We start from the raw sequence: 22649 nt of genomic DNA, 5'->3' as shown, positions 1-22649 counted from the left end.
CAGTGACCAGTGACCAGTGACCAATGATAAATAATAAACTAAAAATTCAAACTTCAGAACTTGCAACTGTTTCTCAATCGGCTATTATTCGATTGGAGAATATTTTTAAAGTCTATGGTAGTGGTGAAACTGAAGTGCAAGCGCTCAATGATGTTAACCTTACCGTAGAAGAAGGCGAATATTGTTCCATCATGGGACCTTCTGGTTCTGGTAAATCTACAGCCATGAATATCATTGGTTGTTTAGATCGTCCCACATCAGGACATTATTATTTGGATAATGTCGATGTTGCTCAAATGAATGATACAGACTTGGCTCATATTCGCAATAAAAAATTGGGGTTTGTGTTCCAACAATTTCACCTGTTACCCCAACTTTCTGCAATGGAAAATGTGATGCTGCCAATGGTCTACGCTGGAGTAAAATCGAGCGAACGTCGGGACAGGGCGGCTGAAGCACTCAAAAGAGTTGGCTTGGAAAAACGTTTGAACAATAAGCCAAACCAACTTTCAGGCGGACAACAACAACGGGTGGCAATTGCAAGAGCGATCGTTACACGTCCGGTTGTTCTCCTCGCTGATGAACCCACAGGTGCGCTTGACTCTCGTACCACTCAAGAGGTTCTCAATATTTTTACCGAACTGAATGCTAGCGGTATTACTGTTGTTATGGTAACTCACGAACCAGATGTTGCTCGTCAAACAAGACGCATTGTTTGGTTTCGCGATGGTCAAGTCGTTCACTCCAACTTAACTCCATCTGATTTGACACATATAGCTAATGGCTAGTTGTTAGTTGTTGGTTGTTAATAGCATTGATAGTCTTCTTAACTTGATTTGTGAAATACAAGTAGGGTGGGCAATGCCCACCACATAGGATTTCGGTGGGCATTGCCCACCCTACTTAACCGAGTAGTATTGATTAGCCATTTACAAACTTGTTGTTTTCCCAGTTTGAGCTTGTGTTTCAATGGGTTTAACATCGGTGTATCCCATTTGTGCGACGATTGTCCGCAACACAGACATTTGCTCTTCAAAATCCAAACCTTCTATTTGAGAAAGCACGTTGTTTATGGCATCAGTTGCGTTGTAATTTGCTGGCAGATCAACGACGCTTTTACCCATAGCAACTGCCCATGCGTACCAGACAAAAAGCTGATTATTTTCTTTGATTGCACCGTATGCACGGGAGTGTTCTGTGTCCTCACGATTCACAATTTGTCGCATAATTGCTAATTGTTGGTCATCAGACATTTGAAGATATTCATCACCTACAAGTTTTGGTGCTAGTTCTGGTTCGGCTGCTGCTGGTGCGGCTGGAGTAATAGAATCGCCCATTTTTTTATAGGCGTAATACAACCAAGCTAGTTTAGCGTCAGTATCCAATCCATTAAATGCATCAACTACTTTCTGAGTTTCATTGCTTAAAGCTTGAGGGGCTTGTTTATTGTAACTTGCAGTCATAATGTATCTCCTAATTTAAAACTGTTAGCAGTTAGTAGTTAGTGGTTAGTCATTAGTAGAAAAGAATAGCTACTAACGACTAACCACTAACCACTAACCATTAACTTTTACTTATTATTAAGGCGTATCAGAGTTCGATCGCCTCATTCCACCACCAAGAGAAAGAGATTTAAAAAAAATATTTTCTCTGTCTTTCAATAGAGGTAATAATCTATCTTAGGATGCCAAGAAAAAAGTAGATAACCTTGATACAATCGCTACAATGACAAAATTACTTACGAGGTGACCTATGCCTGACGAAATTAAGCCCAATCCATCCGAAGCTCCTACCCAGGATGCAGAGCTAGCAGCAGAGAATATGGCGAGTGGTGAAGAAAAAGTACCAGAAGTAGATCTTGAAGCAGATTATCAAGCAGCTCAGAAATTGAGTGTAAGTGATATCGATCGCACTGGCGAAGGCGCAAAAGCTGCTGCTGAAGTAACTGCACCAGAGCATGAATTACACGCACCAGAAGAAACAAACACCACAGCAAAGCAAACTGGTAATCCAGATGATTACGTAGACATGGCAAAGGATGTGAACGCTTCTAAGACTGAATCTGTTACAGAAGTTAGCGATGATTTAGTTAAAGAAGCTCTGGAAAAAGGACAATCTAAGTAGTAGGGGCGCTCTTGCCGCAGCGCCCATACAGTTGTTAATTGTTATTTGCTACTGTATATAGATTCCTGTTCGATTTTTGAAATATTACATAGGGTGGGCAATATTTCCCACTGCATTTAGTATTCAGCTTTGGTGGGCAATGCCCACCCTACTAACTAACAACCAACTACTAACCATTAACATCTCTTTACAACTTCCAACAATTGACTTGGATGATTAATGAGAAAGTCTGGATTCTGCTCCGCTAAGACTGCTTGTGAATTGAATCCCCAAGTAACTGCTATAACTTTAATATTTGCTTTTTTAGATGCTTCTATATCTCTAGTTTCATCTCCAACATAAATAGCTTCTTGGAGCTTAATTTGTTTCTGTTTTAATATATTATTAATTATTGTGGTTTTACCAAATATAGTGACCCCTGAATAAATAAATTCAAAGAGAGCGTCTAGTTCATTTGCTTTTAAAAAAGCTACAACATTCTCTTGAGAATTAGAAGTAATAATTCCTAATCTATGACCTTCGCTCTTGAGTTCTATTAGCGCTTCTTTAATTCCTGAAATAGGTTTTAACTCTTTGATTTTGTTTTTTAAAGCTGCCTTAACCCTTTTCACTAGAAATGGTATTCGGAAAACTGAAATGCCTGAATACTTAATAACTTCCCTAGAACTGAGGTTTCTTAAAAGAGCAAGTTCTTCTGGGGTTATTGGTATGTAGCCAAATTCTTCAGCCAGTCTATTGGCAATAACTACAAGTGCATCGAGGGTGTCCGCAACAGTACCATCAAAATCAAAAATAATGACTTTCTGAATCATCTGAAGTATAAAGTATGAAGTATAAAGTATGAAGTATAAAGTGTCCTTTATCCTTTACCCTTCATCCTTTTCTTGTAATGCGTCCAGATTAACATGAGAATTTCTTCGTAACATTTCCGGTTTAATCCGTCGCAAAGCTGATGCTGGAAATCGTCGCTCCCAGTCTCGATCTGATATTTCCGCCAATTCTACCAGCTTTGGTGCAATATTCCCAGGGTACGGCTGAAACTCTGGCACATCTGTTTCTTTGGCAAAACGCTGGTTCCAAGGACAAACATCTTGGCAAATATCGCAACCAGCAACCCAGCCTTGTAAATTGGATTTGACTGTGTCGGGTAATTCTTCATTACGATTTTCAATTGTGTGGTAAGCAATGCATCGATTGGCGTCTATCACAAATGGCTCCGCGATCGCACTTGTGGGACAAGCATCTATACAACGAGTACAACTTCCACAGTGTTGAGTGTGGGGGCGATCGCATTCTAACTCCAGATTGGTTAGCACTTCTCCCAAAAAAACCCAAGAACCGTATTCGCGAGTGATGACGTTGCTATTTTTCGCAATCCAACCGATTCCGGCTTTTTGCGCCCATACTTTATCTTGAACCGGACCAGTATCTGCATAATAACGGGCTTGCACTGTCTCATAACTTTCTTGCAGCCACGCTGTTAAAGCCTTCAGTTTTTTATGCATGACCTTATGGTAATCCCTTCCCCAAGCATAACGAGAAATTTTGGCATACTCTTGTCCTTCAGGACGCTGGTAGGGAGTGTAGTAGTTGAGAGCAACACAAATTACAGAACGGGCGTCTGGCATTACACTCAAAATATCTTGACGCTTGGGGTTAGTCATCCATTCCATACTGCTGTGATAACCTAACGTCAGCCATGCTTGTAACCTCTGAGTTTCGGCACTTTCAGACCCGTCCACAGCAGCAATACCCACTTTATGAAATCCTAAACTTAGGGCTTTCTCTTTAATCTCACTGCTACGTGTTCCTGGGGATCGATTCATTTATCTTATCTGAATTTTTGCCACAGACTTTGCTTGTCTATCATACATGAGTCGGACAATATCCCTATTTATTTTTTCTACCGCTCCCGTATGTAAAGTTTATTTGCGTTTTGTAAAGAAATTCAACTTTCTCGCGATGGTGCAAAGGTATTGGAAGCCCGCACCACAAGAAATATTTGGAAACAAAAATTGGTAACTTTAGAGCAGAAAGAGAGTAACTATTAGCTATTAACAATCTTCTATCTCTAGGTTGATTTATATTTATATAACTAATTACCTCAAAAGCAGCTTTCACAAACAGTTACTTTTTTATTCAAATTAATAATAAGCCATTCGCTATAGGTATATTTATACTATGACTGCAGCCAAATCCACATCCGCCGAGGTTAGCGAACAACTCCAGATTCAAGGAGTTACAGAGCCAACTATATTGCGCTACTATCAAACCTTGAATTCTGGAGACTTTGAGGCAACTGCTGCTTTGTTTGCAGAAGATGGAGTTATGCATCCTCCTTTTGAATCTGGTATCGTAGGGCGAGATGCGATCGCACATTATTTACAACAAGAGGCTCAAGGTATTATAGCTGAGCCGCGTGAAGGCATTTCCGAGCCATTAAATGAGGAACAAATTCAGTTTCAAGTGACAGGTAAAGCACAAACATCTTGGTGTGGTGTTAATGTTTTGTGGTTTTTTACCCTCAATCAACAAAGACAAATTGTTTATACAAAAATCAAACTCTTAGCCTCTCCCCAAGAGTTATTGGCTTTACAAAAGAGTTAGTGGTTGCAATGCCCACCACTGAAGCTTTCGGTGGGCATTGCCCATGCTACAAAGATTGGGAATTTTAGAGATGAAGGAAGACATAAAAACAGGATTTCTAGCCTATAAATTATTAATAGATTTTTAATAAGCCAATGGTTATAGATATAAAGTTAGAAATGTCATAGTTATGAGTTTAAATTGCTGATGCGGTTTCAGACACGGGTTGTTTTACCTCTGATAAAGATACTTCTAACTTAAGACAGTTACCACCATTGACTTGTAGTTGATATTCAACCTTATCCATCAGGCTATTTATAATTAACCAGCCATATCCTCCTTCTTGTCTGTCAGTAGGAGAGGGAGGGAAGTAGTTCGATAAATCGTAGCCTTCACCGCAATCCCAAACTTCTAAGGCAATATCTCTGTCTTTCAGTTCCAAACGAAGCAGAACGGGTAGTAGTGGCTGGTCTTTATGAGCGTGGCGCACTACATTAGAGTAAGCTTCCACTAAAACCAAACGTAGGCGACTTGATTGTCTTGACCAATCAACCGAGTCTTTGAGATGGACTTCTAAGCATCCGAGCAACCAATTTTCGACTATAGTTAAAAATTTTAAGTCGCTTGGTACGTGAAGCTCACTTTTCATGATTTACAAAACCTCCAGCGAAAGAATAGTTTGGTCATCCTCTTGGACTTGGTTGTCCGCTTGGATGCGAGCAAGTAAAGATTTGAGGTTGAGAGGTTGCGGTTCTTCTTTTAAAAGCTGCCATAACCCCTGTTGATGTAGCATAAAACGACTAACAGGGTGAAAGCTACCTGAAGAATTTACGGTTAAAAATGTCTTTTGTGAAACCATAGCTTCAGTAATACCATCACTTGCTAGTAGTAGGATGTCTCCAGGTGCAAGAGATATTTTACCGTGTTTTGACATCCATACTGGTAGGATACCCAAAGGAACGCTACGTATTTTAAGATACTGAGGAGATTCTACTAAATTTCCCTGAGATGACCAATGAAGTGGATAGATATGTCCTGCATTAGCATAGACTAATTCTCTGGTGGTGGGAGTGTAACGTGCTAGGACAAGAGTAATAAAGCAATTATTACTTTGAAGATCGTTACCCATAGCTTCATTAAGATTATGCATCACCAAATTTGGCATTGGGGGGCTTTCTTGAGATAATTCCCGACGCAAAACCGAAATGGCACTAGCCATAAACAAAGCAGCTGGAACACCCTTACCAGAAACATCACCGACAGCTAACCATAAATCTCCTTTAGGATGGGCAAAAACTTCAAAAAAATCACCTCCTACTTCTCTGGCTGGATAGCAACAGGCTTGTACCTGCAAACCTTTGATATCGGGCATGGTTTGACGGAGAATGTTATTTTGAATTTGGCGAGCCACCTCTAACTCAGCATGAATCTGCTCTTGTTTTTCTTGCAAGCGCTGGTAGAGTTTTGCTTGAAATAAGGCTAAAGCAGCTTGTTCGGCAACTCCTGTAATGAGTTTAATATCTTCTTCTTGCCAGTGTCGAATATGTTTGTACTGGTTGAGTGCAAGGACTGCAAGCAACTGTTGTTGGTACACAAGAGGTACAACTAATTGCTGGTATTCCTTACCATTTTGGATATTAAGTACGAGTTGATATTGCTTGGTTTCTAAAACTTTTTCTATGAGAGGATCGAGATTAAGGGCAACATCCGTTTCTAGCGATTTGGCGTCTTGGTAGTAAGATAAACCTATTGTTAGGCGATCGCTTTCCACAGGTTTGAGCTGACAGCAATTTGCTTCAAAGGTTTGACCGATAGTTGCTACTATTTTTTGCAGCATACTGTGGTAGTCTAAAGACTCTCTAATTGCTGTCGTTACAGCATTAAATAGCGATTCTCGCCGCAAAGCATGAGTTAACTCTCGAGTTCTTTTCTTAACAACTCGATATATATCAGCTGCTTGTTCGACAACTTCTTTGAGTCGATCTGGTTTCCAAGGTTTGGTAATATACTTGAATACCTGACCGGAGTTAATTGCTTCTACCAAGTCTTCGACATCTGTAAAACCAGTTAATAGAATCCGCATAGTATCGGGAAACCTTTCTACAGTACGACTGAGAAGTTCAGTTCCACTCATTTCTGGCATTCTCTGGTCAGATATAATCGCAGCCATTTCGCCTTCTTTATCCAAGATTTCTAGGGCAGTGAGGGCATTACTGGCTTTGTATACCTGAAAATCTCGCCTAAAAGTACGGTAGAGTAAATCTAAATTATCTGGCTCATCGTCCACCACCATGAGCCTCAGTTTGTCTTCTTCTGTATCAGTCATCTAAAAGCCTCCGGGAGCGGGGAAACCTTGTGGCGTAGCGCAGCTGTGGAACCGCGACACGTGCCATTTTAATGGCAGTCCAAATATCCTAAAATGCATAGCTGTAGCCATCCTTTGCCTGTACCTTGTTACAATATTTGTGTGAAATTCCTTGAACTAATCCGTTTTTGGTTGAGACATTGAAACTACCAGTAGCACGAGTCGCAATTCTGCCAACATATTGACCAATCTTTTTGCCGGAAAGTACAACAGCTTTAACAATGTCACCAGTTTGAAAGCCAAAATGAAATTTAGTTCTGGAACAATGACGATTTGGAAAACCGTATTTATCGGTACGACACATCTGTCTTGTTCCATGACCGTTAGCTGTAATGAGTAAAGGTCTAACTCCTTTAATATTTAGAATCGGAGTTGATTGACCAACACAGGCAGCATCAAAATAGTGAGTTTTAGGTAATCGGAGTTGGGTTCTATTGAACTTAGTCAAACCTCCACTACCCGTTTCTACTGGTAGATTAGTTGCTTTCAGTGTTTCAAGTAATGCAAACCGAGTTGTGTTAACGGCGGCTGCATCCGCAAGTGGAAGCTTTGCTTGCTTTAAGATTTTCCCTAACCTTGTATGGTCTTTTTTGAGGAAATCTCTGATATCTTTTGTTCCTTTTTTGAAATTACATTTTTCGCAACTTAGAGTCAGATTTGTTATCGAATTACTTCCTCCTTTAGCTCGACAATGAATATGTTCTATCTGGAGAGGAGTATCTTTTGCACCACAGTAAGCGCATTGTCTGTTCCACTTTTCCAAAAGATACTCTCTAGTTTCGTAGCCGAAAAGTGTACCCTGCTGATATTCTTTTCCCTGAATATTTGGATGGCGAATTAGTTGCATATCAAAACGCACTAATTCTTGACTAATTGCTTCAATTGGTGCAACTTTACGCAATCTCTCAACCCAAGTCTTGATATTGTGAATACGACTTCGTAAACTGGGAGCTAGCCAACCCTCTCGACGTTGTTTTGAACAAGGTTGCTTGTTGCCTTTCCTAAACCATTCGTGCTTGGGTGGTCGGCGATACCTTGTTTTGCGATTTCTCCTTCTTCTTCTTAATTGTTTTCTAGAAGTAAGAGAAAACGAAATTGCAAAACCTCTGTGTCTAATTTCGGCTGCAAATACTACTTCTCCCGTCGTATCGTTTACTAATGCAATTCCTGTTGTTTTAGAACCGGGGTCAATTTTGATTCTTAAGGGTTGAACAGGCGTATCAGGACGGGCTTCTTTTAAGATTAATGTGAAAGGAAAGCGTCGGTATACTGCTGCTTTTTTGTTTCGCAACAACTGCCTTGCTTGTGCTGAATGGATTGGATTTAATGGTTTTTTGTCGGTATCAATTACAAATACTTTGGACATAAATGTCCCTCCATTTCTGGGTAATGTTAGCCTCGCCAAAGTTATTAGTCGGTACTTTGCCGTACTACACTGACTTACCCCTTGTAAATCTGTTTAATCTTTGGCTTTCAGAGCTACAAACTGGCAACGCATCTGTAGGTGAGAACTTTAACACTTGCTAATAACGTAGTCCAATTAAGGGCTAAATCGCGGTCAACTAACTAAAATTCCGAGGCACGAAGCCCCGTTACTTTAGTAAGGGGTGCTGACATTAGACTTCAATCTTTAAGTATTTAAATGACAAAATAGCTCTCTTAGTATTTAAAACAACAATTACATTAAATAATTTTGTCATTGGTCACTGGTCAGGTGGTCACTGGTCAGGTGGTTATCCTACCAACCCAGAACGCAAAGCCCGAACAGCTGCTTGAGTGCGGTCATCAGCACATAGCTTGTTCAAAATATTTCGGACATGAGTTTTCACAGTTCCAACTGTAATATAAAGCCTTTCCGCAATGACAGCATTACTACAACCTTCCACAATCAATTGTAAGACTTCCAACTCCCTTTCCGTTAGAATGTACGGGTCAATATTTTCCTCTGGTTGTCCCTCCACAGATTCTGAGTTAGTTGCAACACGCTTAGCACTAGCTAAGGATACTTCTGAAGTCGGCGGATTTTGCTGTGCTTGTTGCAGTACAATTCTCGCGATCGCAGGATCGATCCAAGCGTTACCATTGTAGGTGACACGTATAGCTTCAAGTAAATTATCAAATTTGATATCCTTCATGCAGTAAGAATCAGCTCCGGCAGCAAAAGCTGCCAACACAGCTTCTTTATTATCTCGTAAAGTTAAAATCAGTACTTTTGTGACTGGTTCATCCCCACTTGTCGATTTCAAATCTTTTGTGAGCTCAATTCCATCTTTATCTGGTAAACCTATATCGACAATAGCAATATCAGGTCGTAACATCTTTAACATTTTCAATCCATCAGTCGCATTGTTAGCTTCTCCCACAACCTCAATCTCTTCTTTTTGCAATAGCGCTGTCCGAATACCTACACGAGTTAGATCGTGATCCTCAATCAAAACAACACGAATTTTAGTCATGACAATCCTTGCCCCTACACTCTAGCTGTAAGATAGAGTGTACAAGAAAGTTTTAAAAGATGCAGTTGACAAATTTCATCCCTGCGGCGGAAGAAACGTATGTATAGAGATAATTCTATCCTATGAGCGAAATTTTCCCTTCTGCCCTTTGCCTTCTGTCTTCTCCTTGCCCCAATACCAAAATTTCCGGACAAGAAAAAAATTTCTGAGAAAATAGGTTAAAGTTTTATTTTACAAGCGCTGCTCTGGGCACCACAATCGAAGAGACGCGGGGCGTAGAGACACTGCGTAAAGCGGAGAGTCGCTTGCTCCCTTGTTCGGGGCGACGGTCCCAAGCGGAATAAAGCCGCCAATTTCTATAAGTTGACAACGCTTGTTGGGGTTCAATCCCCATCTGAGATCTCCCCGCGCTACTAGCGTCCTACAGTCTCCGCGTCTGTTCCTTGAATTGGAAGTTCCTTAAAATTCTAGTAAAGGCTTATAGAATTAACTTGTCTTCATTTATTGTTCTATATAATTTGCTGTAAAGCTCATATAAAAAAAGCTATGTCTGAACGCAAGAAAGCGTTTTCAATATTAGGGCTACCAGTTCACGTAATGACCGACTATCCAAGCTGGTTGCTCGATCGCCTGCAACAGAGTAAAGGAACTCATGTAGTAACGCTCAATGCAGAAATGACTATGCAAGCAGAGCGACATAACCCCCTTGCGAAAGTGATTCAGAATGCCGATTTAGTCATTCCTGATGGAGCCGGGGTAGTTCTTTATTTGCAGTGGCTGATGTGGCAGAATGTTCAAAGAATCCCAGGTATCGAACTAGCAGAATCACTGTTGCGCGAGCTTGGGAAAAGGAACTCCAATGCAAAAGTATTTTTCTATGGTGGAGCACCTGGGGTAGCTGAGAAAGCGTCCGAATTCTGGACTTCTCAAATCCCAAATTTAAATATAGTAGGTACTCATTGCGGCTTCCATTCAAAAGAAGAAGAAGAACAATTGCAGCAAACTCTTGCCCAACTACAGCCACAATTAATTTTTGTTGGTTTGGGAGTTCCGCGTCAAGAGTTGTGGATCGCTCAAAACCGCCATTTGTGTCCCAACGGTGTATGGATTGGTGTTGGTGGTAGTTTAGATATTTGGTCGGGTTTGAAAACTCGCGCTCCGGCTTGGTTAGGAGATAACAATTTAGAATGGCTTTACCGTCTCTACCAAGAACCTTGGCGTTGGCGTCGAATGTTAGCTCTACCAGAATTTGCTATCAAAGCTTTCGTTTACAGGTTTTTTCGCTCATTAGTTAGTAGTTAGTAGTTACATTCACTGGTCACTGGTCACTGGTCACTGATTTATTTTGATATTCCCAGGCAAAACCTGGGAATACTTATTTTGTACTGACTTTTAGTGTTAGCTTTATGAATTCTTTACGGCTTTATAAAAGTTTGACCCTAACAGAGTACATAAAGTACCGATCGAAATCGATGTGAGGAGTGTTTGTGCTTCATGAAAACTGCTGTAACAACTAAAGAAACTACTGACCAGTCCGTACAGGCTCAAAACAGCAAAACTAAACAGCCCAATGATACAACTGAAGTTGTAGTACAGTTGCGCTCTGTCTCAAAAACCTATGCTAACGGTTGTCACGCTCTCGTAGACGTAAATTTAGAGATTGCAAAGGGAGAATTTTTATTCGTTACAGGTTCGAGCGGTTCTGGTAAATCTACTCTTTTAAAAATGCTTTATGGCGATGAGAAACCTACGCAAGGGCACGTAATTGTTGATGGATATGATGTAACAAATTTACGAGGCGATGGCTTATCAAGCATTCGGCGTCGTATTGGCGTTGTGTTTCAGGACTATAAATTGATTCTACAAAGAACAGTCGCGGAGAATATCACAGTCGTATTGCAAGCTCAAGGGTATACACGTAAAGAGATTCAACGACGTTTAGAACCCACTTTGAAACTAGTCGGTTTGCTTTCTAAAGCAGACTGTTTTCCCGACCAACTTTCTGGAGGCGAGCAACAACGAGTGAGCATAGCTAGAGCAATAGTTGCAACGCCACCAATTATTCTCGCCGATGAGCCAACTGGAAATCTCGACCCGGATAATTCTTGGCAAGTTATACAAATTCTCCAAAAATTAAATTCTTTTGGAGCTACAGTCATTGTTACAACTCATGACGAGCAGTTAGTCCGGCGATGTAACCGCCCTGTGGTTCAAGTTCAACATGGAAGATTATATAGAAAATGTTAGGGGTTAGTAGGGGCGCAATGCCTTGCGCCCGTACAGTAATTAGTGGTTAGTAGTTATTTGCCTACCCTACCAACTAACAGTAAGTAGGGCTATGCCGCACAAAAGCCTTATGTGGTGGGCTTTAGCCCTACCTACTAATGACAAATGACCAATGACAACTAACTAATAACAAAAACTAAAGTCATCAAGAGTAAATTGACCGTCAAAAGCGCTAAAGGTTACGCGGTGAATCCCAGTTGCTGATACAGATAATAGGGTGTTGGGAGATGTCGCCTCATCAGAATTAGCAAGGTTAGCTCCTGGAAGTATTGTTTGAGCAAGCAGTTGATTTTCGCGATCGTATGCTGACATTATTAACCTTTGCGAACTTGTGACAAAAGTACTGACAAAGTAAACCGGATGTAAAAAAGTTGCTTCTAAAAATCCGTTTTTAGGAGAACCCATTAAGACAGTCAAACCAGAGTGGGTAGGAAAGGCTGGGTTGGAAGGCTGTATTGCTATACAATTTTTAAATTTAACGCCCCACTGCTCATACTGACGTTCTACAACTTCAAAACATCTTAAATCCTCCAAATTTAAATAGATACAGGTAGGTACATCAACTACTTCATTCTTGACAGTTGATTTTCTTTGAGTCTGTGAATTAGAATCTACAATTTGATTTGGGAAATCAAAGTCGTTAATAGTAAATTTACGGTCTTCTAAACTCAGCATTTGTTCCAAGTGAAGACTAGCCTGTGTTACCACGACACCCCGCCTTGTCATTTCTTAGAGAACAGTTAGATTATTTATTACATAGAATGTCATCTGAAGAATGAAGTGAAAAGTATGAAATATGAAATCTAAGCAAAGCTTTAGACTATAAACGATGAAGTCTTCGTCGATGGGACTTTACCTTTTCTTTATCTACTTTCTCATACATTCTTTAACTAGGAATCAGTGACCCTTCGGGTTCACCCTCCGGGTTCGCCAGTCGCCAGGGCGCGGGAAACCCGCCTCATGCGCGCTGGACTCACCAGTCCCCAGGGCGCGGGAGACCCCTCCGGGTTCGCCAGTTCCCTACGAAAGGAAACCTTTCTGCAGGACTGGTCTCACTGCCTACAGGGCTGGACTCACCAGTGACCAGTGACTAATTCAAACAACTATAGTGGTTTTCAATTGGATGCAATACATAAAAAAGTTATGGAACCGCAGACGAACGCAGACGAACGCAGATAAATTTGTACTTCATTCAAGTGAGAACCGCTATATTTACAATACCTGGAAAGTTCACAAATATCAGTAATGTTTCTGGGATGATAACATAAAAAGTTACTAAATAAATTCTACCTACAGTTTCATTTGCTACCAGTAAATTACCTGATATAATAATATTTGCCAATAGAATAAGCTTTATGCGTAGAAAAAACTGATATTAATTACAAGTAATATAATGTATAGATTTTACAATTATGTCTAGATTCTGATGAGTAGTAGGTAGATTGCATCCTCCTAAAGAGGTAGGTCAGAGTCAAGAACAGAGTGGAACACTGGAAGTAAGTTGGTGGTTATTGGTTAATAGTTAGTAGTTGTCACTAACCACCAATCACTAATCACTAACCACTAACTAAGATTTATGTATCAACCAATAGGATTTGAGCAACGTTCTCTAGTGACTTCATTAGGTATCATGACTTACTATACTAATGAAGGTGAGCTTTGGCAGGATAACACTGAAAAGGAAACTTTGGTGTTTTTGCACGGTTTTGGAGGTGGATCGTCTGCGTATGAATGGTCAAAAGTATACCCGGCATTTGCGGCAGAGTACCGTATTATTGCACCCGATTTGATAGGTTGGGGGAGATCGGAGCATCTAGCACAAAGTTATAAAATAGAAAATTATTTAGATACTATCCGAGAATTTTTGCAAAAAACTTGCGATAAGCCGGGTACGGCTTGCGCTAAGAGCGATCGCGCTGTGACAGTCATAGCTTCTTCTCTGACAGCAGCGTTTACAATTAGAGTTGCGATCGCTCATCCTGAATTATTCAAATCCCTCATTCTGACAACGCCCGCAGGGCTTGCTGACTTTGGCGAAGATTATTCTCGCAGTCTATTTGCTCAGATAGTAAGCATACCTATAGTTGACACATTGCTGTACAACACGGGAATTGCGACAAGTGGAGGTATTCGCAACTTTTTAGAAAGAAGGCAGTTTGCTCAACCTAAGCGGATATACGAAGAAATTGTCAATGCTTACTTAGAATCTGCACAGCAACCCAATGCGGAATATGCAGCTTTGTCTTTTGTGCGTGGGGATTTATCCTTTGATTTATCACTCTACATCGAACAATTAACAACTCCGAGTGCGATTATTTGGGGGCGAAAATCTGAATTTACAGGTCCAGAAATTGGTCGGCGCTTTGCCCAAATGAATCCGAAAGCCATTCGTATTTTTCAACAACTCGACGATGTAGGATTAACACCACAGTTAGAACTACCTGCAGTCACAATTGGTTTAATCCGAAAATTTTTGCCTCTTTTAAACCAACAATCGGTTTAGAATGAGAACCCACTATAAAATCTATCCACTAAAATCGATATGTCACAGCAACCTACACAGCGCCTAGTACGCCGAGGCAGAATATTTCCAGAACATACAATTCCACTTGAAGAATTAGCAAAACGTAAAGCTGAAAGACAAGAACGTTACCAGCGTTGTCGTCAAGTCTTTGACAAAGTTCGTGACGAGTTAATAGCTGACCATTACAACTGGTTTATGAGTGTTGAGCCAAATAGTGGTGACTATATTATCGATGCAGAGGAAGATGTCTTAATGAAAAAATCTCGTCAGCGATATCCTTCCAGCAAGCTTGTGATTTTTCAGATTAATGAGACAGGAGCTTGTGGCATGATATGATTTCAGGAAAATTCGGCAATATAGGAGAATTATTTTTTGAAATCAGTTTGATGACAGCAGATGGAGAACTATTCTCAGTTGATACACTGCTCGATACTGGATTTACAACGGGTTGGTTAGCACTTAATACCCAAGATATTGATGCATTAGGGTGGCTTATTATTGACTTTGAACGTACTATGATAACAGCCCAAGGTGAAACGACTTTTGACCTTTATGAGGGAAAAGTAATACTAGATGAAATTGAGTATACAATTCCAGTTCATGTTGGAGAGGAAGTGTCAGAAACTTTGATGGGTTTGCAATGGCTGAGAACACAAAGATTAAAGGTGGATGAAATTCAAGGATTGCTAACACTAGGGTCTCACTGAAAATGGGAGCATCCCAATTTGGAATAAACACCAAGAGCGATTAAAATCGCAGCTATACAAACTAAGTCCCTTCGGGTTCGCCAGTCGCCAGAGCGCGGGAAACCCCTCCGGGTTCGCCAGTTGCCTGGGCGCGGGAAACCCTCATAGGCGCACTGGTCTCACCGCCTGTAGCGTTGGACTCACCACCTACATGGACTAATTAATATGAAGTCCACGTAGGTGGACTTGGTTTGTATAGCAAGAGAATTCTATTCTGAGGGTAATTTTGCACTCGTAGGGATGCTCCCTTGAAAATTAAGGACTACTGGTGAAATTATAGCCGCCTGCTGTTATCTCAAGAGTCCCTTGTTTCCAACCTTGGTAAATTAGGGTTTTCTTACCAAGAGTATTTTGGTAAACAGCGTAATGCTTTCGCCAATCATGCAAATTTCCATTGCGCCAAACTTTTGGTAATCCTTGAGATTGATGCTGAAGTTGCACCTTTCCCGAAATACCTTTATATTCAACAGTTTTGTTGCTAATTTCACTTAAGTTCAAGCGAGATTGACTCAGTACAAATTGTTGAAATTTATCCCAACTACCGTATGTTTCTTTCTCTCCTATCTCCAAAGCAAATCCGCTAATCTTGTCATTACCCATAGCAGTTATAATTTGATTATCGGGGTATTTCTTGAAAATTTTCTCAGTTGCTGCACTGTTAATTCCTTCAATTTTTAAATTAATAGGTGTCAATGCTAACCATGTCTTTTCATAACCAAGAAAAGTCACTCCTTTTTTAGTTTCTAACTTAACAGACTTTGGTACAAAAAACTGAAATGGTGCATTGGGGCGATCGTTAAGCCAAATAATTAAATTACGGTATTGAGCAATGCGATCGCCACCAATAGACGAAGAAGAGATTTGAGTTGGATCTGTTCCTGTTGCTGCAATAAAATAATCAACACCACGCTTAGAATTAAACGCCATCATCTTAAAACCATTCCAGTCACCCCCAGAACCTCGAGCTAAAGTTCCTATTTGGAAGGTATTTCCAAAATATAGAGTTTCGTAAAATTCTGGTGCAGCATCACCACCCGGTTTCCAATTTTCATAAGTTGGTTTGGAATTCAGCAATTCAAGTGGCTTTTGAAATTGCTTTCGTGCTAAGGCAACAACTGCTGAAGGTGGACGATAGGTGCTAGTTATTAAATGTACTAAGTCAGGTGAAGGATTGGGATCTGCAAGAGGAGAATCGCCAAAGTACAACCCCAATTCATGAGTAGCTAAAGAACACCAAACACAGTTTCCCTGGTTGTAATCGCGTTTGGAAGGACCGCCAAATCCACCCCGCCAATATTTAATAGCACCAGAAGTCAAAGACCAATCCAACACGGATTTTGCCAGAGATTTGACTTCAGGGTCTTTGGCAAAATCATAGAGGTTGACATAAGTTGAGATGGTGTGTCCCAAATAGTTTTCGGAATCCCACTCGCCCTGTCCTATTTGGTAAAGAATACGAACATTTCTTTGAATACGTTCTTTATAAAGCTTGCGAGTAGCTTCATTTCCTGTTTCTTCAGCAAATAAGTACACAGAAACTTCTCGCATTGCCCTTAAATTATCTGTGTTCCGACAGTCTACCCAGGTATCGCAATTATCTTTTGGCCAAAACTGCTGTCTGTTGGGAAAGCGTCGTGTCAGTGGATCTACCTCTGTCCACAGTTGCATTGCCCGTTTCATTCTCTGTCGGTAGGATGGATCGAGGTACTTACCAAAGTAAAAGTATTTGCGAACTTGACCTTTGAGAGTAAAACCAGAGTAAAAATCAATTCCTAACGTATGAGCGTGACTTTTAGAATCTGCATCTTCAGATTGTAAAAAGGAAATAGCCTTTTCTCGGTTTCCGGCAAGAAAATCAATCATTGCCTTAGGATAGGATCTCTTTTCACTCTCAAAAGATGTAGTTCCGTATTTGCTGTCAGTCAATTTTGTTAAGGCTGCTTGAGACCGCAACTGAAACTCTTTTTCCATTTCTGGCGTCCACTGATTTTCTGCTTTAACCAGAGTGCAGCCAATTGGAAGACATATTAATGATATGACAATAGTTTTTATCATGATTGTTAGTTGTTGTTTGTAAGTTGTTGGTTGTTAGTTGTTAGTTGTTGAAATCAACTAGCCACTAACCACTAACTACTAACCACTAACCACTAACTCATTTATCCTGCAACCTGACATCAATGACAGTGCTGTTAAAATTGTAGTTAAAGCCGTCTAACTCAATTGGCATACCAATTTTAACTTTACTATTACCTAACACTGGTCCCTCTGGTGTCACTTGGGCTTTGCCTTGTAAAGTCAAAAGCATATCAGTGCTGTAATTATTGGATTTGATATCTGGTAATTCTTTTAGGGAACCGTCAGGTTGAGGAACTATAACTGTTCTTGGTAGTACTTTAACCGATTTAATATCAATCGTGCCATAGGGTTGATTGCGGATAATCACTTTAGTCTTACCACCTTTTTCAAACCCGCGTGCGAACAACTGTTCCGGATCGCGAACGTTTAACCCCCGAACAACCAAGTCTACTTCCATAGGTACTGTTTTACTACCAACTTGGGCAACAGAACCAGAACCACCAGGAAATAGGAAAATACCGAATATAACCAGCAAAATGACAAGTAAAGCACCGAAATCGAGAATGCTGATTTTACCGAATAAACGACCTTTGGAATCTAAAATAGCCATAACAAGTTTTTCTGATAATGGTAGCAGTATATCTTTAGTAAGAATGCAGCACTTTCATCTATTTTGCCGGACGAAAAATTATTGGGCGCTGCGATCGTGCAATAGTCTATCACAACGAGGGAGTAGGGAGTAGGGGGTAGGGGGTAGGGAGTAGGGACAAGGTAGACAAGGTAGACAAGGTAGAAGTGCTAATTCCCCAGTTCCCAGTCTCCAGTCCCCATTCCTACCATGCAACTCATAAAGAGAGAAATTCGTCACATAGTTTTACTTCTACTCAAATTCTTTTGAAACCGGATTGTTATGAACAGGAACCGCTTTTCTACAAACTCTCGTTATTGGCGACGGAATTGGTTTTATCCGTTAATTTCCTTAACAGTAGCTTTAAGTTTGTGCTTAAGTACACCCGTAAAAACTTGGGCGGGGATTGAGCGCTGGGTACCAACATTAATACAAGGCGTACAAGTTATTCAACTTTCTAACATATCCTCTCGTCAAGAAGTTGAGCTTGGCAAGCAGATGAATCAACAGCTAGGTCGTGAAGTGAGATTCTATCGTAACTCGGCAATTAGCGATTATGTGGAACAAATTGGCAGACGATTAGCTGATAACAGCGATCGCAGCGACTTGCCTTTTACCTTTCAAGTTGTTGAGGATAACAGCATCAATGCTTTTGCCACAACTGGAGGATTTGTATACGTTAACACGGGCTTGATAAAAGCTGCAGACAATGAAGCGGAATTGGCAAGTGTAATAGCTCACGAAATTGGTCATATTGGCGGAAAGCATTTGGTCAAGCAAATGCGACAAAGAGCAATTGCAGGTGGTGTAGCATCAGCTGCTGGGTTAGATCGTTCTCAAGCAGTGGCTATCGGTGTAGATTTAGCCTTGAACCGTCCGCGCAGTCGTGAAGATGAATATGATGCAGACAAAAGAGGCTTGAGAACTTTAACACGCAGTGGTTACGCTCCATCTGGCATGGTTTCTTTTATGCAAAAACTTTTGAAACAGAGTTCTGGAACTCCTTCATTTTTGAGCACTCACCCCGCAACAAGCGATCGCATTAAGGCACTTGAAAGTGCCATAGCCTCCCAATCTAGTAGTGGTGGCGCGGGTTTGGATAAAGCAGCTTACCAAGCAAAAACCAGAGCGTTACGTTAGTTTTGGGGATTGGCGGGGGATTGGCGATTGGGGATTGCTACTAACAACTAACCAATAACAATTAACTACCAACAACTAACCCCTAACCTTAACCCTGAATCCCTCTAGATTGACAATTGCCGATGCCTCTTCTAGTGGTAGAGTGCGGAGGCATTTGTCTAAAACATTAATTTGGTAGACTAATTGATTTGTGATGTCGAGTGCTGTCAACCAGCCACTTCGTGGATGATAAGCACCCGTATCTATATCCAACCATCCTTTGCCTTGCGCTATCTGACCGGGTAGAATTCCTGGCAAAGTAAAGGTGATTGTATGACCAACAATAATTAATTTATCAGCAAAATAGGGTTCATCTATACTGTGAAATTTGTCTCGCACCCAGCACATTTGGTCGGCAGTTTGTTCTACAAGGGGAATTGAGGGATCGACTCCCGCATGAGCTAGCAAAATATCTCCTAAGTCTATATATATAGGTAAAGCTCTTAGCCATTCCACATGGTCTTCAGGAATTGTGGCTTGTTTATAACTAGCAACTGTTGCTTGTCCGCCACTACACAGCCATGCTTGTACTATTGATGTCGGTGCTTGTCCGCTAGTTAAAATATTTAATAACATATGTTCGTGATTGCCCAAAACGCATTCGTAGTGATTGTTCTTCACAAAATCCACGACTTGCGAGCTTTGAGGTCCGCGATCGATTAAATCTCCGAGAAAATATATCTTATCGTCTGATATGGGGGCGATCGCATCTAACAAAGTCATCAAACTTTCGTAGTGACCATGCACATCCCCAATAATTATCCGGCGGTAGCTAGTTGCGCTCATTAGATCTGTGTTTTGATCGCTTTGTATAATACTTGTGCTACAGTTCAAGCTAAATTGATTTCGTAAATACGAGTTACAAACAGCTGAAAAAGTTATTGTATTTACAGCAGTTTTCACCTAAATGAACCGCACTCTGCTCTTGTGGTACGGGCGTCCTCGCCTGTATTAGAAGACGGGCGAGGACGCTCCGCAGTCGCCTCAACGGGGGGCTTTGGGGCCCCCTCTGGGGAACTCGGGGCCCCCACGAAGTGGGGATAAGGGGCAAGGGGGGAGACCCTCCGCAGTTGCTTCAACGGGGGGAACCCCCGCAACGCACTGCTCTCCGCACGGTGAGCCAGCGCTGCAGGAGGGTTTCCCGAACTCACAGCGACTGGCGAACCCCGAACGCGAGTGCGTCTCCGCGCTTGAGATAGGGGCGCTGCTCTCCGTACCACAATTAGGTGGTCTATCTACTTAAAAATGGCTGTAAGGTCATTATGCCCATATGTGGTTAAGATGTGTCACAGTAGGAATAAATTTGTTAGTTGTTGGTTGTTAATGGTTAGTTGCTTCCAACCACTAACTCTTCATTAATGTTTAACAGTCATGGGAAGGCGAACAACAAAAACTGAGCCTTCTCCTGGCTCGCTTCTAACAGTAATTTCACCTCCCATCATTTGGCAAAAGTGACGGCTAATTGCTAACCCTAGTCCAGTTCCGCCATATTTTTTAGTCGTAGAGGCATCTCCCTGAGTAAAGGGTTGAAATAACTGCTGCTGTTGGTGATATGTCATACCAATTCCACTATCTTCAACTGTAAAAGTGATAATCCTGGTAGAACCATTTTCACGCAAGCCCTGTTTGTCTTTCTCTATCAAAAGTTTAACTTTGCCATTTTTAGTAAATTTAGCAGCATTACTTAATAAGTTATACAGAACTTGTCTGAGCTTTGTCTGGTCGGTATGCATCACGCCAAGTTCTTCTTCAAAATAAACTTCTAGAACATTGCCATTTTTTTCTACCAACGGCTTGACTGTCATCACAATATTATTAAGTAATGTTGCTAGTTCAAATGTTTCAGGGTAAAAGGTCATTTTCCCCGCTTCAATTTTTGAAAGGTCGAGGATATCGTTGATCAGTGTTAGTAAATGCCTTCCCGCGCCGTTGATCGATTCTAAGTCACTGATAAAATCTTCTGCCATACCAAAATCAGCTGCATCATCTTTGAGCAGTTGACTCAAACCGATAATGGCATTTAATGGCGTGCGTAACTCGTGGCTGATGTTGGCAAGAAATTGGCTTTTTGCTTTACTAGCTGCTTCTGCAAGTTCTTTTGCTTGTTGTAGTTCTTTAGTCCGTTCGGAGACTCTTTCAATTAAACGGTTTAGAGATTTAGCTAGTAAACCAATTTCATCTTCAGTGCTAACTGGTGCTCGCAGATCGAAGTTAGATTTTTTTGCCACCTGTTCTGCTACTTGTGTCACGAGAATGACTGGTTCGGCGATGGCTCTGGAAGTCCGCCAAGCTATAATTGCGGCGATCGCGACTGATAGGAGCATACTGACTATCACAATTAACCGCTCGACTCCTTTTGCCAAGTCTACGTCTCTTTCTATTTCTTGCTCTTGTTCTTCTGCTGTCTGCAAAATATTACTCAATTGCAGGCGTAACTGCTCGAGCCGGATAGCTGTTTCGCCACCCATGATTTCTAGTAATTGCTCTTGTGCTGCGGAAGTGTTTTGTGGCTGTTGAGGCTGCTTTTCCAGCTGTTGTATAACGGCTTCTATTTGCCAAATATAGGAATCTAAATTACTTTCATAATCTTGTATGAGGGTTCGGAGAGTACTTTCGGTAGCTGCTAACTTTCCGGGTTTGCTGTCTAAAAATTCTATAATTCGTTTTTGTATACCTTTCGCTTCTTCAAAATTCCTAAACAGGTTATCTCTTTTGTCAGACAACCGTTCTCGATCTTTGATTACAGCAATTACGTTCGAGCTGTGTAACTGTACGCCTGTTAAAGCATTCCTATATTTAGCCAGCATCTGTGTCTGATACCGAGCATGAGTCAATTGCCCAGTCTCTATTCCTCGATAGTAGTTAGCGATCGCTACACCAGTCAGAGAGCCTAAAAAACCAATGCCAATCGCTAAAAAGTAGCCATAGCCAATTTTTTGATGAATTTTCCAAGAACTAGCTTTGAGTTTCCCTCGGGAGGGAAATTCGATAGTTGGGAGTTCGTCGGTAGAGGGCGGATCGGCTGACACTTGTTTTTTTTCTATATTGCTGTCAACAGAGGTTGGTTTTTGAGTTTGCATACCTCAAATTCTCCTTGCCCTCCTACAAAAAACTGTGTATCTATATAGATGTTGCAATTTTCTTAATGAACTTGCGATTGACAACTATTACTTTATCTTTTTTTTTCTCAAAATTCAGGCAATTATTCACTTTAGACTTTGGGCGATATTTGTTAAATAAAGGCTAAGTTTCAAAGATTTCTTATGAATTTTTTATGAAGTGCCTTTATTTTTTCAAATGACGCGCTACTCATCAATTGGAGCTATAGTATTTTTGCGGGTGGAGGGAATGTAAAATTTTATAATAAATTTACTTTTTCTTGGCTTTATTTTGCTACAATTCAGCCTTCAACTAACCTCGTCCCACGCGAGCGCAAGCTGCTATTTACCTGTAAGTATTTATTCTTTTCATACTAGTAACTATTATGGTTGGCATGTCCTCCATTATATGAGAGCGATCGGGATATGCACATTTTTAACAGTTATTGAGTACAAACAAAAGACTTCTCAATAAAAAATATCTAATTTGTAATATTGTGAGACTTTGTAATATTGTGAGACTTTGTAATATTGTGAGACTTTGTAATATTGTGAGACTTTGTAATATTGTGAGACTTTGT

Annotated in this window: 21 protein-coding genes; 9 read left to right on the top strand and 12 right to left on the bottom strand. The window is 40.8% G+C overall.

All coding sequences use genetic code 11. The annotated features are described in order from the left end of the window. Positions 1-23: 23 nt before the first annotated feature. Positions 24-788: an ABC transporter ATP-binding protein gene (locus ACKTT2_RS31560; protein ID WP_407894183.1), complete on the top strand. Its 765-nt coding sequence runs from the start codon at positions 24-26 to the stop codon at positions 786-788. 141 nt (positions 789-929) lie between these two features. Here the strand turns inward: ACKTT2_RS31560 and ACKTT2_RS31555 are convergent, their stop codons facing one another. Next, positions 930-1463 (bottom strand): orange carotenoid protein N-terminal domain-containing protein, encoded by a 534-nt coding sequence (locus ACKTT2_RS31555; RefSeq protein WP_407894181.1) that lies wholly within the window; start codon positions 1461-1463, stop codon positions 930-932. Positions 1464-1752: 289 nt separating this feature from the next. On the opposite strand from ACKTT2_RS31555, the gene ACKTT2_RS31550 reads away from it, so the two are divergent. After that, complete coding sequence (locus ACKTT2_RS31550) at positions 1753-2124, top strand: hypothetical protein (RefSeq protein ID WP_407894179.1); 372 nt, start codon at positions 1753-1755, stop codon at positions 2122-2124. A 176-nt stretch (positions 2125-2300) separates the two neighbouring features. On the opposite strand, the gene ACKTT2_RS31545 is transcribed toward ACKTT2_RS31550, so the two are convergent. Continuing rightward, positions 2301-2936: an HAD-IA family hydrolase gene (locus tag ACKTT2_RS31545; protein WP_407894177.1), complete on the bottom strand. Its 636-nt coding sequence runs from the start codon at positions 2934-2936 to the stop codon at positions 2301-2303. A gap of 54 nt (positions 2937-2990) precedes the next feature. Further along, a complete protein-coding gene (gene queG / locus ACKTT2_RS31540; protein WP_407894175.1) occupies positions 2991-3950 on the bottom strand; it encodes a tRNA epoxyqueuosine(34) reductase QueG in 960 nt (319 codons plus the stop codon). Between the two features lie 355 nt (positions 3951-4305). On the opposite strand from queG, the gene ACKTT2_RS31535 reads away from it, so the two are divergent. Then, entirely contained in the window at positions 4306-4731 is a 426-nt protein-coding gene (locus tag ACKTT2_RS31535; RefSeq protein WP_407894172.1) for a YybH family protein, read from the top strand. A gap of 175 nt (positions 4732-4906) precedes the next feature. Here the strand turns inward: ACKTT2_RS31535 and ACKTT2_RS31530 are convergent, their stop codons facing one another. The 4 genes from ACKTT2_RS31530 to ACKTT2_RS31515 form a co-directional block, all read right to left on the bottom strand. Then, positions 4907-5359 carry an ATP-binding protein gene (locus ACKTT2_RS31530; RefSeq protein WP_407894170.1) on the bottom strand — a complete coding sequence of 151 codons (453 nt, stop codon included), beginning with the start codon at positions 5357-5359 and terminating at the stop codon, positions 4907-4909. Between the two features lie 3 nt (positions 5360-5362). Next, on the bottom strand, positions 5363-7036 hold the full coding sequence (locus tag ACKTT2_RS31525) for a SpoIIE family protein phosphatase (protein ID WP_407894167.1): 1674 nt from the start codon (positions 7034-7036) through the stop codon (positions 5363-5365). 88 nt (positions 7037-7124) lie between these two features. Continuing rightward, on the bottom strand, positions 7125-8441 hold the full coding sequence (iscB, locus tag ACKTT2_RS31520; protein WP_407894165.1) for an RNA-guided endonuclease IscB: 1317 nt from the start codon (positions 8439-8441) through the stop codon (positions 7125-7127). 367 nt (positions 8442-8808) lie between these two features. Continuing rightward, a complete protein-coding gene (locus tag ACKTT2_RS31515; RefSeq protein WP_407894163.1) occupies positions 8809-9531 on the bottom strand; it encodes a response regulator in 723 nt (240 codons plus the stop codon). A 546-nt stretch (positions 9532-10077) separates the two neighbouring features. Between ACKTT2_RS31515 and ACKTT2_RS31510 the strand changes: the two genes are divergently transcribed. Together ACKTT2_RS31510 and ftsE are read left to right on the top strand one after the other, a co-directional pair. Continuing rightward, positions 10078-10833, top strand: coding sequence for a WecB/TagA/CpsF family glycosyltransferase (locus ACKTT2_RS31510; RefSeq protein WP_407894161.1), 756 nt, complete (start codon positions 10078-10080; stop codon positions 10831-10833). Positions 10834-11025: 192 nt separating this feature from the next. Continuing rightward, positions 11026-11778 (top strand): cell division ATP-binding protein FtsE, encoded by a 753-nt coding sequence (ftsE, locus tag ACKTT2_RS31505; RefSeq protein ID WP_407894159.1) that lies wholly within the window; start codon positions 11026-11028, stop codon positions 11776-11778. A 162-nt stretch (positions 11779-11940) separates the two neighbouring features. Here the strand turns inward: ftsE and ACKTT2_RS31500 are convergent, their stop codons facing one another. Then, positions 11941-12543: a hypothetical protein gene (locus ACKTT2_RS31500; RefSeq protein ID WP_407894157.1), complete on the bottom strand. Its 603-nt coding sequence runs from the start codon at positions 12541-12543 to the stop codon at positions 11941-11943. Positions 12544-13393: 850 nt separating this feature from the next. Between ACKTT2_RS31500 and ACKTT2_RS31495 the strand changes: the two genes are divergently transcribed. The 3 genes from ACKTT2_RS31495 to ACKTT2_RS31485 are packed head-to-tail and all read left to right on the top strand — an operon-like array spanning position 13394 to position 15048. Beyond that, a complete protein-coding gene (locus ACKTT2_RS31495; protein ID WP_407894155.1) occupies positions 13394-14320 on the top strand; it encodes an alpha/beta fold hydrolase in 927 nt (308 codons plus the stop codon). 39 nt (positions 14321-14359) lie between these two features. Beyond that, positions 14360-14677: a hypothetical protein gene (locus ACKTT2_RS31490; protein ID WP_407894153.1), complete on the top strand. Its 318-nt coding sequence runs from the start codon at positions 14360-14362 to the stop codon at positions 14675-14677. After that, positions 14674-15048 carry an aspartyl protease gene (locus ACKTT2_RS31485; RefSeq protein WP_407894151.1) on the top strand — a complete coding sequence of 125 codons (375 nt, stop codon included), beginning with the start codon at positions 14674-14676 and terminating at the stop codon, positions 15046-15048. The genes ACKTT2_RS31490 and ACKTT2_RS31485 overlap by 4 nt, the downstream gene beginning before the upstream one ends. A 294-nt stretch (positions 15049-15342) precedes the next feature. Here the strand turns inward: ACKTT2_RS31485 and ACKTT2_RS31480 are convergent, their stop codons facing one another. Both ACKTT2_RS31480 and ACKTT2_RS31475 read right to left on the bottom strand, forming a co-directional pair. Further along, positions 15343-17058 carry a hypothetical protein gene (locus ACKTT2_RS31480; RefSeq protein WP_407894306.1) on the bottom strand — a complete coding sequence of 572 codons (1716 nt, stop codon included), beginning with the start codon at positions 17056-17058 and terminating at the stop codon, positions 15343-15345. Positions 17059-17239: 181 nt separating this feature from the next. Continuing rightward, the gene (locus ACKTT2_RS31475) at positions 17240-17773 is read right to left on the bottom strand and encodes a DUF4330 domain-containing protein (RefSeq protein ID WP_407894149.1); all 534 of its coding nucleotides are present in this window, start codon (positions 17771-17773) and stop codon (positions 17240-17242) included. Between the two features lie 300 nt (positions 17774-18073). On the opposite strand from ACKTT2_RS31475, the gene ACKTT2_RS31470 reads away from it, so the two are divergent. Next, positions 18074-18931, top strand: coding sequence for a M48 family metallopeptidase (locus tag ACKTT2_RS31470; RefSeq protein WP_407894147.1), 858 nt, complete (start codon positions 18074-18076; stop codon positions 18929-18931). A 75-nt stretch (positions 18932-19006) separates the two neighbouring features. On the opposite strand, the gene ACKTT2_RS31465 is transcribed toward ACKTT2_RS31470, so the two are convergent. Beyond that, positions 19007-19756 carry a metallophosphoesterase family protein gene (locus ACKTT2_RS31465; protein ID WP_407894145.1) on the bottom strand — a complete coding sequence of 250 codons (750 nt, stop codon included), beginning with the start codon at positions 19754-19756 and terminating at the stop codon, positions 19007-19009. 569 nt (positions 19757-20325) lie between these two features. Further along, positions 20326-22050, bottom strand: coding sequence for a sensor histidine kinase (locus tag ACKTT2_RS31460; protein WP_407894143.1), 1725 nt, complete (start codon positions 22048-22050; stop codon positions 20326-20328). Positions 22051-22649: the final 599 nt, after the last annotated feature.

The organism is Scytonema hankhaensis NUACC26, from assembly GCF_045865695.1.
Lineage (GTDB): Bacteria > Cyanobacteriota > Cyanobacteriia > Cyanobacteriales > Nostocaceae > Scytonema.
The sequence above is the reverse complement of the archived record's forward strand: the minus strand, read 5'-3'. Positions and strand labels throughout refer to the sequence as shown.

Bases quoted from the DNA above. Each gene is read 5' to 3' on its own strand.
- ACKTT2_RS31560 (WP_407894183.1), top strand. From the start codon at position 24: ATGATAAATAATAAACTAAAAATTCAAACTTCAGAACTTGCAACTGTT.
- ACKTT2_RS31555 (WP_407894181.1), bottom strand. From the start codon at position 1,463: ATGACTGCAAGTTACAATAAACAAGCCCCTCAAGCTTTAAGCAATGAA.
- ACKTT2_RS31550 (WP_407894179.1), top strand. From the start codon at position 1,753: ATGCCTGACGAAATTAAGCCCAATCCATCCGAAGCTCCTACCCAGGAT.
- ACKTT2_RS31545 (WP_407894177.1), bottom strand. From the start codon at position 2,936: ATGATTCAGAAAGTCATTATTTTTGATTTTGATGGTACTGTTGCGGAC.
- queG (WP_407894175.1), bottom strand. From the start codon at position 3,950: ATGAATCGATCCCCAGGAACACGTAGCAGTGAGATTAAAGAGAAAGCC.
- ACKTT2_RS31535 (WP_407894172.1), top strand. From the start codon at position 4,306: ATGACTGCAGCCAAATCCACATCCGCCGAGGTTAGCGAACAACTCCAG.
- ACKTT2_RS31530 (WP_407894170.1), bottom strand. From the start codon at position 5,359: ATGAAAAGTGAGCTTCACGTACCAAGCGACTTAAAATTTTTAACTATA.
- ACKTT2_RS31525 (WP_407894167.1), bottom strand. From the start codon at position 7,036: ATGACTGATACAGAAGAAGACAAACTGAGGCTCATGGTGGTGGACGAT.
- iscB (WP_407894165.1), bottom strand. From the start codon at position 8,441: ATGTCCAAAGTATTTGTAATTGATACCGACAAAAAACCATTAAATCCA.
- ACKTT2_RS31515 (WP_407894163.1), bottom strand. From the start codon at position 9,531: ATGACTAAAATTCGTGTTGTTTTGATTGAGGATCACGATCTAACTCGT.
- ACKTT2_RS31510 (WP_407894161.1), top strand. From the start codon at position 10,078: ATGTCTGAACGCAAGAAAGCGTTTTCAATATTAGGGCTACCAGTTCAC.
- ftsE (WP_407894159.1), top strand. From the start codon at position 11,026: ATGAAAACTGCTGTAACAACTAAAGAAACTACTGACCAGTCCGTACAG.
- ACKTT2_RS31500 (WP_407894157.1), bottom strand. From the start codon at position 12,543: ATGACAAGGCGGGGTGTCGTGGTAACACAGGCTAGTCTTCACTTGGAA.
- ACKTT2_RS31495 (WP_407894155.1), top strand. From the start codon at position 13,394: ATGTATCAACCAATAGGATTTGAGCAACGTTCTCTAGTGACTTCATTA.
- ACKTT2_RS31490 (WP_407894153.1), top strand. From the start codon at position 14,360: ATGTCACAGCAACCTACACAGCGCCTAGTACGCCGAGGCAGAATATTT.
- ACKTT2_RS31485 (WP_407894151.1), top strand. From the start codon at position 14,674: ATGATTTCAGGAAAATTCGGCAATATAGGAGAATTATTTTTTGAAATC.
- ACKTT2_RS31480 (WP_407894306.1), bottom strand. From the start codon at position 17,058: ATGGAAAAAGAGTTTCAGTTGCGGTCTCAAGCAGCCTTAACAAAATTG.
- ACKTT2_RS31475 (WP_407894149.1), bottom strand. From the start codon at position 17,773: ATGGCTATTTTAGATTCCAAAGGTCGTTTATTCGGTAAAATCAGCATT.
- ACKTT2_RS31470 (WP_407894147.1), top strand. From the start codon at position 18,074: ATGAACAGGAACCGCTTTTCTACAAACTCTCGTTATTGGCGACGGAAT.
- ACKTT2_RS31465 (WP_407894145.1), bottom strand. From the start codon at position 19,756: ATGAGCGCAACTAGCTACCGCCGGATAATTATTGGGGATGTGCATGGT.
- ACKTT2_RS31460 (WP_407894143.1), bottom strand. From the start codon at position 22,050: ATGCAAACTCAAAAACCAACCTCTGTTGACAGCAATATAGAAAAAAAA.